The following is a 12,525-nucleotide window of genomic DNA, read 5'->3' as shown; positions in this document are numbered from 1 at the left end:
GCCGGCCCGGCGGGCATCGGCCTCCAGCTGGCGGCGCAGGCGCGGTTCCAGCTGGTGCTCCAGGCGCAGCTTCGCCCGGCCGGCATCCTCGATCGCCTGGTCGATGAACACCAAGCGGTCGGCGAAGGCGCGCAAGCGCGGGTCGGGGGCGGCCCGGGCGTCCTGGTATTCGGCCCGCAGCGCCGTGAAGGCGGCGATCAGCCGGGCGTCGAGGCGGTCGTTCTTGGCCCGGCGCAGATGCATCTCGGCGAACGCCTTGACCTGCAGGGGCTGGTGCAGGCGGACCTCCAAGCCGCGGGCGCGCAGGGCATCGGCGACGCCGCGCTCGTAGCCGCCTGACGCTTCCAGGCCGATGCAGGTGACACCGGCGGCGGTGAGTTGGGCGGCCAGGGCGTCCCAGCCCTCGACGGTGTTGGCCACCTGCCACGGCTTGCTGCCGGGCTTGGCGGGCGAGCCGTGGGGCGGCGCCGGATGCAGGGCGATGTCCAGGAACGCCTTGCCGACATCGATCCCGGCTACGGGCCGCGTACCGGCTTCGGGCCTGCTCTCTGGCCTGCTCTCGGGTGCTCCCTTGGATGTGGGTTTGGGTGTGCTCGTAGGTGCGGTCTTGGCTTGGCGTCGGGGTTTGCTAGAGTGAGCCATCTTCGTCGTCCCATCCTTGCGATGCGAACCGGGCGTTCAATCAACCATCCGGGTCCGATGAAGAGGGCGACTGCGATCCTGCTCAGGACCAGCCCGCGGCGCAGGCCACAGGCTCAGGTGCCAACGATCCGACAGTCGCCGCCGGCTCTGGGGTGGCCACCCCAGAGCCGGCATCCCTCGCGGGACAGGGGCAATCTGACATGATTCGCTAATACAAGGTGCCGCGCAGCGGCCTCGAAGGAGGCTTCCAGGGATCGCGCGGCCGGCTGGAGCCCTCTTTCGAGGGCTTCGCTTCGCTACGCCACCTCAGAGGCTGTGCGTCTTTCGATTCATCGCTGGCGACAGACGATGACGCTGCAGCATTCCTCGGGAGGTTCATCCCGGCCCGTGATCCAAGGTGGGACATTCACCGAAGGTTTGGGCCCGAGGTCGATGCCGAAGCGCGCCGCGCCCCCTCTCCCGTGCGGGAGAGGGTTGGGGTGAGGGATTAGGTCCATCCGTAAAACGCGCATCCCTCACCCTGTCCCTCTCCCGCACGGGAGAGGGGACCCGCGGCTCTTGCTGGGGGGATAAGCCCGTCTGGGGCCACCAAGGCGTCGGGTGTATAGGAAATCGAAGGGCGATCGATCGAAAGACTCAGAGCCTCTCAGGATGAGGGGGTGGTTGGAACGACGGGACGGACGTCAGGATTTCCCCACCCGCTTCTCGATCCAGCCGGCCAGCCAGTCGGCGATGTCGAGGCTGTTCTTGTCCTGCATCAGCATGTGCGAGTTGCCGTGGATCCCGATCTCCGGGAGCAGGATCAGCTCGGCCCGGCCGCCGGCCGCGTTCGCCGCCGCCACGAAGCTGCGGCACTGCTTGAGCCGGGGTGCCCAGCGCGGCGAGGCGTCGACGTAGTCGCCGAACAGGACCAGGATCGGGAGGTCCTTGTAGTGGGCCAGATCGTCCTTGGCCGGATCCGGGCAGGCGGCGGGCTCGATCGCCACGATGGCCCGGATCCCGGTGCGGTCGAGGGCGGCGGTCTGGAATGGGTAGATGCCCGATTGCGAGTGCGAGACCAGCACCGCGCCCTTCAACCGCTTCGCGAGTTCCGAGAGGCCCGGCACGGTCGGGTTCGGCACTGGCAAGGCCGCGGACCAGTCGGCGACCATCTGCTTCCAGAACTCGCCCTGGGCCTCCAGGGGGAACTGCATGCCCGGAAACACCTTCGGGTATTCGGGCCCGAACCGGAAGATCGCCCAGGCCGGCTCGCGCCCGGCAGAGAAGACCGGCGGCAGGGAATCGGCCTCGGCCTTGCCCATCTTCACCGCATCGATCTGGGCCGGGCTGATCGCAGAGCGGCCGCGCCAGGCCTGGTCGATGACGTAGGTCGGGAAGCCGCGGCGGACGAAGAACTCGTCCCAACCCATGCGCCCGTCCGGGGTCGTCTCCCAGGTCTTGCCCGTGAGGCAGCAGCCGTGGATCAGCACCACGGGCGGGCGCACCGGGTCCACTGGGATCTGATAGCGGACATAGACCTGATCGACCGTGATCGTACCCGACGGCGCGTAGGCCGGCAGGGTCGAGAGCGTGTCGGACGAGACGTCGCGACCGCCGACGAAGAAGCTGCCCTGGCCGGCGAGCGTCAGGGGGCCAGGTCCCGGGTCGGCGGCACGGACGGGACCACCCAGGATCGTCAAGACCGCCAACATCGTGCAGGCGGCCCTCTCTATGCGCGACCGCGCGGACATCGACACTCCTGACACCTTGCGTCCCGGCCATCGCCGTTGCCGAAGAGATTAATCAGACTTGCGTGGGCAAGCCAACGCCGTGCTCGCTCGGAGCGAAGTGCGAAACGGTCATCAACTGTTTGATAGGACCGGCCTGAGAGCCGAAACGGCCCTGTGGCAGCCTCGCCGGGCCGGCATCATTCACCCGCACCGCACAGCACGCAGACAACCTGTCCGAAATTAATGTGACAGAAAAACATCCGTGGATCGTCTTGATTGTCAAGATAAAAGCGGTACAATCCAAGAGTTGCAAAGCATTATCGGCGGCATTTTTCTGCGCAACGCAGTCGCAGGTATAATCTCAGCATGCGGTCTAGGACGCGGCGGGGCGCGGTCTAAATCGAAATCCTGACCCTCGCACGGGGAGCAGCACGATGCCTTACGCGACAATATCGATCACGCACGCACAAGCGAGCCTACAGATCATCCGGGCTGGTGCGTCCGATCCTGCTGGATCTAAGCCGGACGAGGCGGCCGTCACGGCGCGCTCGCCGGATCCGCGCTCAGCGCTCAGCGTGTCGAGCGCCGCGGCGGACGCGATCTTCGCCCTGGTACATGCGAAGAACCGCACGACGGCCAGCGCCGGGAGCGAAGCCACGGTGACGTCAGGCCAAGCGCTCGTGGTGGACGCGGCAGACTCACAGGCGGAGACGACGATCGGCGTTTCGGCCTCGGTCGAAACCGTAACCGTCTGGGTGCCACACAAAGAACTCGAGACTGGATGGTGGGACCACGGGCCGGATGTGCGGCGCTACCTAGACGCAGCCTACAAGCGACTGGGCGAGAACTCCGACACGCCGCAGTCGAAAGATGACTGGTACTACAAGGTCGGCTTGGGTGGGCTGGGCCGAAGAGAGTTGCTGGCGATTAATGATCATATCAGCGACCATGACTCAGCCCTATTTACTAAAGCGGAGGTAGATGCGGCTCATAGAGAGTTTATGGAAAGGGAAATTGGGCCCTATTATGATTGGAATGCAAGCGTGCTGCCCTGGGTGGATCACAAGCCAGGGATGATCCTGTGGGAAAAAGAGACTGTCACTCGCTTGCGTATTCAGGTGTCTACTGCTCAACAAGTTCTGCGAGGCTCCTGATATAAACTTCGCGCATCTAGTAACGGTGGATTGGCATCTCTGCTGACGCTACAATCCTGTGGACGTAATCTATCCCGCGCGCACGGGTTTGTTCTGTGGGCCGTGGATCAGTCCCATGGGCGGCCGCACAGGATCCACCGGGATCTGATAGCGGACATAGACCTGATCGACGCTGATCGTCCCCGAGGGCGCGTAGGCCGGCAAAGTCGACAGCGTGTCGGACTGGATGTTGCGACCGCCGACGAAGAAGCTGCCCTGGCCGGTGAGCGTCAGGGGCGGCGGTACCGGCTCGGCGGCGAGGACGTGTGCGCTCATCGCGGTCAGGCCTCCGACCAGCAAGGCTCCGACGAGACTTCGGACGGCTCGTCGCGCACGGGACAAAGCGGGCAATGACAGCGTCGGCATGAAACGTCCCGGCCCTCCGCGGCCGGGACGCATCGGCCCGGTTCACCGCCCGGACAGACCTAGCACGAAGCTCGGCCGTTTCGGGAGGTGCATAGCCGGGAATGAAAGTCGTTCAGGCGGCGATGTCGCGCTCGATCCGGGCCGTCGCCTCGCCGGGCACGTCCAAGGCCTCGGCGAGCATCTTCAGGAACTGCCGCTCCTGCAGCGTGTCGGGATCGATGGCGAGCCGGGCCGCCGCGTAGATCCGCGCCGCCGCATCGGGATCGTCCACCCGCTCGGCGATCTCGTCGATCTCGGCCGGGCTCGCCAGCTCGCGGTCGAGCCAGGCCCGCCCGTCGGCATCGAGGCCGGCGCCTTCCACCGCCGCGTCGAGGCGCTTGCGCTCGGCCGTGTCGACCATGCCGTCCGCGATGGTGGCCGCCACCATCGCCCGAAGCATCAGCCGCGCCTCGTCCTCGTCGACCTTGGAAAAATCCGGGCCGCCCGTCTCCGGTGGCGCGGCCCCGCGCAGGGCCCGGTAGGCGAGCCCACCGATCAGCGCGAGGCCGCCCAATGCCGCGCTGGCCGCGATGCCGCCGCGGCGGGCACGCACCAGCGCATCCACGATTCGCCTGCTGTCAGCCATGTCGTTCCTCCCGGGTTGAGTCCGAATCGGTTCGGAAACCCCCGGGAGGCGGCCAAGTTCAGCGGCAGATCTCAGGCGTCGGCTTCGTCGTCCTCGTCCGCCTCGTCGATATCGACCAGGAAGACGATGTCCGCCTCGTCCTCGTCCTCCTCGTCGGCGGTGTCGCCGCCGGCATGGTGCTTGTCGTCGGTGAACTCGCCTTCGCCGTCATCCTCGGCGAGCGCATCCTCGAAGATCTCGATCTCGTCCTCGTTGGCAGCGCGGATCGTGAGCGGCGAGGTGCCGTTCCAGAGCGGCTTGCCGTCGCTCGTCATCGTCCGGATGTCTTCCTTGAAACCCTCGCAGGTGAAGAGGTCCTTGGCGGACGCCTCGTCGCTGTTGATCACCGCCACGGCGGTGCCCTCGATCTCGAGCGTGAACATGGCCGGCATCCTTCTCGTAACCGTCCTTGGCGCGCCCGGTCAGCGGGATCGCGCGCGGGTGCGACGCACCGCCCCGGGGAGAAATGCCTAAGCTTACCCCGGCGGTCATGAGCGCCGCGCGCGGATGCTGTAGGGGTGAACCGGACGCCCGCCAAGCCCGTCTCAACCAGTCCGCCGTGAAAGCATGGCGCGAATCCTGCCGGGCGGCGGCCATAACGAAACCGAACGGAAAGAAGGATCACCGCGGATGCGGATCAGGCTCGGCTGCGAGATGCGCTATGCCTTCCCCTATCCGGTTCCGATGGTGGTGATGCTCAACGTGCATCCCACCCGGGCGGACGCCCTCGAGGCGCCCGACACGCTCCGAACCGAGCCGCCGGTGCCGGTCGATCTCTATCGCGACGGCTTCGGCAACCTGTGCGGCCGCCTGACCGCCCCGGCGGGGAACTTCACCCTCGGGACTGACGCGGTGATCGGCGACGACGGAAGCCCGGACCCGGCCCATCCGGAGGCCGAGCAGCACGCGATCGAGGCGCTCCCGGCAGAGACGATCGTGTTCCTGCTGCCCAGCCGCTACTGCGAATCCGACCTGCTGGCCGACGAGGCATGGCGGCTGTTCGGACATGTCGAGCCGGGCTGGGGTCGTGTCCAGGCGGTCTGCGACTTCGTGCACGACCACATCGCGTTCGGGTACGAGTTCGCCCACGGCGACCGCACGGCGCAGGACGCCTATGCCGGCGGCCGGGGCGTCTGCCGCGACTTCACCCACCTGGCCGTGGCCTTCTGCCGCGCCCTCAACGTGCCGACCCGCTACTGCACGGGCTACGTCAGCTTCATCGGCGAGCCAGAGCCGCACCCGGCCGGCGACTTCGCGGCCTGGATGGAGGTGTTTCTCGGCGGACGCTGGCACGTGTTCGACCCGCGCAACAACAGCCCGCGGATCGGCCGGGTGATGGTCGCCTACGGCCGCGACGCCGCGGACGTGCCGCTGACCCACACGTTCGGCCCCAATCCCCTCGTCGGCTTCCGGGTCTGGGCCGAACGGATCGACCATCTCGACGCGTCCGGCGACGCGCCGATCCTCCCCGAAGAGCCCCTGCCGCCGCAGAGCATGGCGACCCGGATGGGGTGAGCGCCGGGCTCTGGCTCCCTCAGACCCCCGCCCCGCGGGCGATGGCGCGCTTGACCACCGCCTGCACCTCGGGGTTCGACAGGAACAGGTCGTGGTTGATCAAGCCGCCGCCGTAATCGGAGGCGTCGGCCACGCGCACGCCGAGCGCCTCGAGCTTGGCGCGGTCGGCAGCGCCGGCCCGGACGCCTCCTGCGATCGCCGCAGAGAGTTCGAGCGCCCGGTCGTTGGTCGAGGAGATCACGGTGATCTTCGACACGTCGGGGCCGAGCCGGGCGACGCCGTTCGAGAACAGGTCGAAGTCGATGTCGGGGGCGGCCAGCACCACCGCGCCGATGCGCGCCATCGCGGCCTCGCCGGCCTCGGCGCGGAGCATCCGGATGGTCTCGAGGGTCAGCAGCGTGCCCATCGAGTGGGCGACGATGTTGATCCGCCCGGCGCTCGACGTGGACGTGACGGCCTTCAGCAGATCCTCGAAGGCGTCGCGCGACCAGAGCGCGCTCTCGCGGTCGTAATTGTAGTCGAAGGTCGCGGCGGCGGACGGCCAGGTGAACAGGCCCGAGACGCCCCGGAACCGGATGCCGTCCGACAGGCGCGCGGCGCTCACGGCCGCGGATTCGAACGATTCCCGGTATCCATGGACGTAGATCAGCACGTCGCGGCCGAGCGCCGCCTGCGCGAAGGCCTCGGCGGCACCCGGGCCGCTCTCGGTCTTGGGCACCGCCCCGATGGTCCAGTCGCCGGTGATGACCGCCGACACCTTGCCGAGCAGCGAGCGATCGGGGGGCGACAGGCGCACCTCCGCGAAGCTCAGGCCGCGCCCGCGCTCGGAATTGAAGTATGGCGGCCGGGGCGGGTTGCCCACCGGCTTGCGCGTCGTAGCCACCAGCAGCACCGGCATGACATCCAGCGCCGACTGCTTTTCGGGCAGCGCCGCGGACGTGCCGAGGTCATCGGTGACGCAGGCGCCGAGGCTCGGGGCGAGCCCTGCCGCCCCCGCGAGGGCGCCGATCCGGAGGAGTGCGCGGCGTGAGACGGTGTGGCTCGACATGATCCGGGTGCGTTCGGGCGGGGCGCCATCCGTCGCGCAGGATCGTGACCGTGGCGGGGCACGATCGCCCACCGGCCCTGTGGAGTACGGGTATTCAGCCCCCCGTGGTGCCGCAGACACAGGCCTGGGGGTCGACCGTGCGGGCCTGATCGCGCGCGCGTCGAGCCGGTTCAGACCGTGAGGCTGCGGCCCGGTCGGCGATACCCCCTCGACGGCAGCGCCAAGCGCCGCCATGAAGGACCCATGACGCCGACCATCGACATCGAGAGCCTGCGCGCGCGCCTGCTGGGCGGCGACCGTGCCGCCCTGGCCCGGGCGATCACCCTGGCGGAATCGAAACGCGCCGACCATCGGGCGCTCGCCGCCGCCCTGATCGACTCGGTCCTGCCGGAGACCGGCAAGGCGATCCGGGTCGGCATCACCGGCGTGCCGGGGGTCGGCAAGTCCACGACCATCGATGCCCTCGGATCGAACCTGACGGAGGCCGGCCACAAGGTCGCGGTGTTGGCTGTCGACCCGTCCTCGTCGCGTACCGGCGGCTCGATCCTCGGCGACAAGACCCGGATGGCCCGGCTCGCCCACGATCCCAAGGCGTTCATCCGCCCCTCCCCGTCCTCGGGCACGCTGGGTGGCGTGGCGGCCAAGACCCGCGAGACCATGCTGCTCTGCGAGGCGGCGGGCTTCGACGTGATCCTGGTGGAGACGGTAGGCGTCGGCCAGTCGGAGACCGCGGTCGCCGACCTCACCGACTTCTTCCTCGTGCTGATGCTGCCCGGGGCCGGCGACGAGCTTCAGGGGATCAAGAAGGGCATCCTGGAACTCGCCGACATGATCGCAGTCAACAAGGCCGATTCCGGCGAGGCCGAACAGCGGGCCAACGCGGCGGCCTCCGAATACCGCGCCGCCCTGCATATCCTCACCCCCGCCTCGTCGACCTGGACGCCGCCGGTGGTGACGATCTCGGGCTTCCACAACCTGCGCCTCGACGCGCTCTGGGCGCGGATCGTCGATCACCGGGAAAAGCTCACCGCCACCGGGGAGATCCAGGCCAAGCGCCGGACGCAGGACGTGAAATGGATGTGGGCGCTCGTCCACGAGCGTTTGCACCAGCGCCTCGTCGGCTCGCCGGAGGTCCGGCGCAGCACCGCCGAGGCCGAGGCCGGCGTTGCCCGCGGGGAGACCTCGCCGGCCGCTGGTGCTGCGGCCATCGCCGAGCTGATCGGCCTCTGAGGCTCGGCGCCCCGTTCCGGCGCCGCCCGTTTACCTTGATCGACGTCGAGCGGCCGGAGGCGCAGAAAATCGCCGGGGCACGGTGCGCAAACCCGGTCTCGCGCGTTCGCTGCACGATGAGGAATCCTGCGGCACCTCCTCTCGTACCGGTGCCGCGGTCACGTCGAGGAGAGTGTCATGGTGGATACGGATCGGATCGTCGGCGGCGCCAAGGAAGCCCTGGGCAAGGCCCAGGGTGCGGCTGGCGACTTCGTGGGCTCGAACCGGGATTCGGTGGAAGGCCGGGTTCGCGATGTCCAGGGGCAGGCTGAGAACGCCTACGGGCAGGTCAAGGACAAGGCCCGGGACCTCGCCGACAAGGCGAGCGACTATGCCGGAGACGCCTACGGCCGGGCCGGCGACGTCGCGGGCGACGCCTACGAGCGGGGCGGTGCCTACCTGCGTGACGGCCGCGCCGCCGTCGGGGCCCGGGTCGAGGAGAACCCGCTGGTCGCGCTGCTGATCGCCGGCGCGGTCGGCTACGGGATCGCCCTGCTGTTCCACGGGCGCCGGTGATCTTAGGCGGCCTCGCCGACGTTCCGGCGAGGCCGCCTCTTTGCGACGCTACTGAGCGGTCCAGCCGCCATCCATGCTGATGTTGGCCCCGGTGATCTGGCTCGCCGCATCGGAGCACAGGAACACCGCGAGCGCCGCCACCTGATCGACGGTGACGAACTCCTTGGTCGGCTGCGCCTTCAGCATCACGTCCTCGATCACCTGCTCCTTGGTCAAGCCGCGCGCCTTCATGGTGTCGGGAATCTGTGCCTCAACCAGAGGCGTCCAGACGTAGCCCGGCGAGATGCAGTTCACCGTGATCCTGTGCGGCGCCAGTTCGAGGGCTGCGGCCTTGCTGAGCCCGCTGATCCCATGCTTGGCCGCCACGTAGGCGGACTTGAACGGTGAGGCGACCAGCGAGTGCGCCGAGGCGGTGTTGATGATCCGCCCCCAGCCGCGGGCCTTCATGCCGGGGATCGCGGCATGCATCGCGTGAAACGCCGACGACAGGTTGATGGCGATGATCTGCTCCCACTTCTCCGGTGGAAAATCCTCGATCGGCGAGACGAACTGGATGCCCGCATTGTTGACCAGCACGTCGATGGCGCCGAACGCCGCCTCCGCCTCCCGCACCATCCCGGCGATCGCCTCGGGCTTGCTCATGTCGGCCGCCGAATACTGAACCTTCACCCCATGCTGGCGCTCGATCCCGGCCCGGGTTTCCTCGATGGCCTGGGCATCCCCGAAGCCGTTGAGCACGACGTTGGCCCCCTCGGCCGCAAGGCTGCGAGCGATGGCAAGTCCGATTCCGCTGGTGGATCCGGTGACGAGGGCGGTCTTGGACGTGAGGGTCATGGAACCTCCTGGGTCGCGGTGGCGGGATGCCGGAATGTCGTGACGACGTACCTGCCTCAAGGCCGACGCGAAATCGACCCACCCGGCGCATCCGCCGAAGACGGTGTCGGTTCGGCCGCGCCGTCACCCGAATCCGCGGATGCACCCTGCGCCGGGAAGGCAAGCTCGATCCGCAGCCCCGGCGCGTTATCGGACAGCCGCAGCGTCCCACGATGCAGGCGCACCACGGCGTTGACCAGGCTGAGCCCCAGCCCGAAGCCCGGCCGCGAGCGCGCGTCCTCCAAGCGGACGAACCGGCTCAACACGCGCTCCCGTTCGGCCTCCGGGATACCCGGTCCGTGATCCGACACGGTGAGACGGACGGCATCCCCTGAGCGCGCGGCCTCCACCGCCACCCGCGCCTCCGATCCGTCGGCCCCGTATTTGAGGGCGTTGTCGATCAGGTTGGACAGCGCCTGCCCGATCAGCTCACGGTTGCCTGCGATGATCAGGCCATCCTCCGCGCGCACGTCGAGGGCCAGCCCTTGGTCCTCGGCCAGCGCCTCGTAGAGTTCTCCAACCTCCCGGACGGCGGCGCCGAGATCGACCGGCGCCAGAATCTCCCGGGCGTTGCCGGCTTCCAGGCGCGCGATCATCAGAAGCGCGTTGAACACCCGGATCAGACCGTCGCTCTCCTCGATCACCGCCTCCAGGGCGATCCGCAGCTCGTCCGGCGAGGCGGCCTTGCGTAGGGCCTCGTCGGCACGGTTGCGCAGGCGCGTCAGCGGGGTCTTCAAGTCGTGGGCGATGTTGTCGGAGACCTCGCGCATCCCGCGCATCAGTTCGCCGATCCGCTCCAGCATCAGGTTGAGGCTCGCGGCGAGGCGGTCCAGCTCGTCGCCGTTGCCCGCGACGTAGAGCCGGCCGTCGAGGTCGCCCGCCATGATCGCCCGGGTGGTCTGCGTCATGGCGTCGACCCGGCGCAGGACCCGGCTCGCCGCCAGCCAGCCGCCGATCACGCCCAGGATCACCACGGCGGCGAGGGAGGTTCCGAACGCCCGGCCGATCACCGCACGCAACCGGTCGCGCTCCTCGGTGTCGCGTCCGACGAGCAGCCGGAACCCGCCCGGAAGGGTGAAGACCCGCACGATTGCGCGATGGGGATCGACGTCCGAATCGCCCCGCCCGTATCGGGTCTCGCTCTGGCCGGGGCTCGCCAGCACCGCCGCCGGCACGTAGCCGACATTGCCGACGACGTGCTCGCCGCTCGCGGTGGTCACCAGATATAGCGAGGCACCCGGCTCGCGGGACCGGCGCTCGACCACGGTGATCAGCCGCCGCAGCCCCCCGGCATTGTACTGCTCGGACAGGCCGTTGATCTCGGCATCGATGGTCGAGACGATCTGGTCGTCCAGCACCGCCCGGGCGTTCCAGGCGACGTAGCCGAGCGCCAGGAAGGCGCAGAGCGCGAAGATCGCCAGGTAGGCGAGCGACAGCTTGAACGCGGTGGTGCGGAACAGCTTCTGGACCCGCGCCCCGACGGTCTCCCGGGGCATCGGCTCGACCGGGAGGCCCATGCTCACCCGGTGGCACCCTCATCGAAGCGCAGGACGTAGCCGGCGCCCCGGACCGTATGGATGATCGGCGATGCGAAGCCCTTGTCGAGCTTGCCGCGCAGGCGCGAGACGTGAACGTCGATGACGTTGGTCTGCGGATCGAAATGGTAGTCCCAGACATGCTCGAGCAGCATCGTCCGGGTCACCACTTGGCCGGCATGCCGCATCAGGTATTCGAGCAGACGGAACTCCCGCGGCTGCAGCAGGATCTCGCGGCCGGCGCGGGTGACCCGATGGGACAGGCGGTCGAGTTCGAGATCGCCGACCCGGTAACGGGTCTCCTCCGCCGCGCCCGATCCGGCCTGCCGCCGGGCGAGCGCCTCGGTGCGGGCGAGCAGCTCCGAGAACGCGTAGGGTTTCGGGAGGTAGTCGTCGCCGCCGGCGCGCAGGCCCTTCACCCGGTCGTCGACCTGGCCCAGCGCGGAGAGGATCAGCACCGGAGTCGCGACGCTCTGCTCGCGCAGGGAGCGGATCAGCGACAGGCCGTCGAGCTTCGGCAGCATCCGGTCGACGATCAGCACGTCGTAGGCGCCCTCGCGGGCGAGCGCGTAGCCGTCGAGCCCGTCATGCGCGCTGTCGGCGACGTGCCCGGTTTCGCGGAACGCCTTCACCAGATAGGCCGCCGCCTCCCGGTCATCCTCGATGATGAGCAGTCGCATGGACCCAGTCCATAGCGCGGCTCGCGAAGGGGGGGAACGCTGCTCTATCATCACGGCGATACCGCTCCCCTCCCCCGCAGGCCGCCAAAGGCGGGCCGAGACCGTTGGGGGCGGGTCTCGGCCCGCTCCGAAGCCGGCGAACGCGCAAGCAGCGAAGACGTCGGCTTCAGCCGCGTGAACGGCTTGCAAACCCTGGCATCGCCGCGATTACCGGACGATCGCGAGAAGATGACGGTGTGGTAAGGAGCGACTGCTCGAGCAGCACCTGAAACGCAAACAGGCCGCCCAAGTGAGGGGCGGCCTGTTTGCGTTCAGTCTTCGTGTCGAGGGGATGTGGTGTTCTTGCGATGTGCAGGTCTGGCGGCGACCGACTCTCCCGTGCCTTGAAACACAGTACCATGGGCGCTGGCGTGTTTAACGGCCGAGTTCGAGATGGGATCGGGTTCTGGGCACGCCGCTCGAGCCACCAGACCGGCGCATCGCAATGTTTTTGGGACTGGCCGTGCAGGGTGCTG

Annotated in this window: 13 protein-coding genes and 1 rRNA gene; 4 read left to right on the top strand and 10 right to left on the bottom strand. The window is 68.5% G+C overall.

The window, feature by feature from the left end:
- The coding region (locus tag FV228_RS09365) for a transposase (RefSeq protein ID WP_147854367.1) at positions 1–642 on the bottom strand (642 nt) is incomplete at its 3' end.
- Positions 643–1,325: 683 nt separating this feature from the next.
- On the bottom strand, positions 1,326–2,333 hold the full coding sequence (locus tag FV228_RS09355) for an esterase (RefSeq protein ID WP_246693874.1): 1,008 nt from the start codon (positions 2,331–2,333) through the stop codon (positions 1,326–1,328).
- A gap of 452 nt (positions 2,334–2,785) precedes the next feature.
- On the opposite strand from FV228_RS09355, the gene FV228_RS09350 reads away from it, so the two are divergent.
- Positions 2,786–3,505, top strand: a complete 720-nt coding sequence (locus FV228_RS09350) for a hypothetical protein (RefSeq protein WP_147854364.1) — start codon at positions 2,786–2,788, stop codon at positions 3,503–3,505.
- 69 nt (positions 3,506–3,574) lie between these two features.
- On the opposite strand, the gene FV228_RS09345 is transcribed toward FV228_RS09350, so the two are convergent.
- The 3 genes from FV228_RS09345 to FV228_RS09335 form a co-directional block, all read right to left on the bottom strand.
- Positions 3,575–3,820 carry a hypothetical protein gene (locus FV228_RS09345; RefSeq protein WP_187277683.1) on the bottom strand — a complete coding sequence of 82 codons (246 nt, stop codon included), beginning with the start codon at positions 3,818–3,820 and terminating at the stop codon, positions 3,575–3,577.
- Positions 3,821–4,022: 202 nt separating this feature from the next.
- Positions 4,023–4,535, bottom strand: coding sequence for a DUF533 domain-containing protein (locus tag FV228_RS09340; RefSeq protein WP_147854363.1), 513 nt, complete (start codon positions 4,533–4,535; stop codon positions 4,023–4,025).
- 71 nt (positions 4,536–4,606) lie between these two features.
- Positions 4,607–4,957, bottom strand: coding sequence for a hypothetical protein (locus FV228_RS09335; protein ID WP_147854362.1), 351 nt, complete (start codon positions 4,955–4,957; stop codon positions 4,607–4,609).
- Positions 4,958–5,204: 247 nt separating this feature from the next.
- Here FV228_RS09335 and FV228_RS09330 point away from each other — a divergent pair, with 247 nt between their 5' ends.
- The gene (locus FV228_RS09330; protein WP_147854361.1) at positions 5,205–6,089 is read left to right on the top strand and encodes a transglutaminase family protein; all 885 of its coding nucleotides are present in this window, start codon (positions 5,205–5,207) and stop codon (positions 6,087–6,089) included.
- Between the two features lie 19 nt (positions 6,090–6,108).
- Here FV228_RS09330 and FV228_RS09325 read toward each other — a convergent pair whose 3' ends face one another.
- Entirely contained in the window at positions 6,109–7,137 is a 1,029-nt protein-coding gene (locus FV228_RS09325) for an alpha/beta hydrolase (protein WP_147854360.1), read from the bottom strand.
- 243 nt (positions 7,138–7,380) lie between these two features.
- Here FV228_RS09325 and meaB point away from each other — a divergent pair, with 243 nt between their 5' ends.
- The gene (gene meaB / locus FV228_RS09320; RefSeq protein ID WP_147854359.1) at positions 7,381–8,367 is read left to right on the top strand and encodes a methylmalonyl Co-A mutase-associated GTPase MeaB; all 987 of its coding nucleotides are present in this window, start codon (positions 7,381–7,383) and stop codon (positions 8,365–8,367) included.
- 177 nt (positions 8,368–8,544) lie between these two features.
- Positions 8,545–8,922 carry a CsbD family protein gene (locus tag FV228_RS09315; RefSeq protein WP_147854358.1) on the top strand — a complete coding sequence of 126 codons (378 nt, stop codon included), beginning with the start codon at positions 8,545–8,547 and terminating at the stop codon, positions 8,920–8,922.
- Positions 8,923–8,970: 48 nt separating this feature from the next.
- Here the strand turns inward: FV228_RS09315 and FV228_RS09310 are convergent, their stop codons facing one another.
- From FV228_RS09310 to rrf, 4 genes are all read right to left on the bottom strand, one after another.
- The gene (locus tag FV228_RS09310) at positions 8,971–9,756 is read right to left on the bottom strand and encodes a 3-hydroxybutyrate dehydrogenase (RefSeq protein WP_147854357.1); all 786 of its coding nucleotides are present in this window, start codon (positions 9,754–9,756) and stop codon (positions 8,971–8,973) included.
- Between the two features lie 56 nt (positions 9,757–9,812).
- Complete coding sequence (locus FV228_RS09305) at positions 9,813–11,312, bottom strand: ATP-binding protein (RefSeq protein ID WP_147854368.1); 1,500 nt, start codon at positions 11,310–11,312, stop codon at positions 9,813–9,815.
- A 2-nt stretch (positions 11,313–11,314) separates the two neighbouring features.
- Positions 11,315–12,010 carry a response regulator transcription factor gene (locus tag FV228_RS09300; RefSeq protein WP_147854356.1) on the bottom strand — a complete coding sequence of 232 codons (696 nt, stop codon included), beginning with the start codon at positions 12,008–12,010 and terminating at the stop codon, positions 11,315–11,317.
- A 355-nt stretch (positions 12,011–12,365) separates the two neighbouring features.
- Positions 12,366–12,481 (bottom strand): 5S ribosomal RNA (gene rrf / locus FV228_RS09295).
- Positions 12,482–12,525 lie beyond the last annotated feature (44 nt).

This window comes from Methylobacterium sp. WL18 (assembly GCF_008040015.1).
In the GTDB taxonomy this organism is placed as follows: Bacteria; Pseudomonadota; Alphaproteobacteria; order Rhizobiales; family Beijerinckiaceae; genus Methylobacterium; species Methylobacterium mesophilicum.
This window is presented reverse-complemented; position numbering and strand designations above follow the sequence as displayed.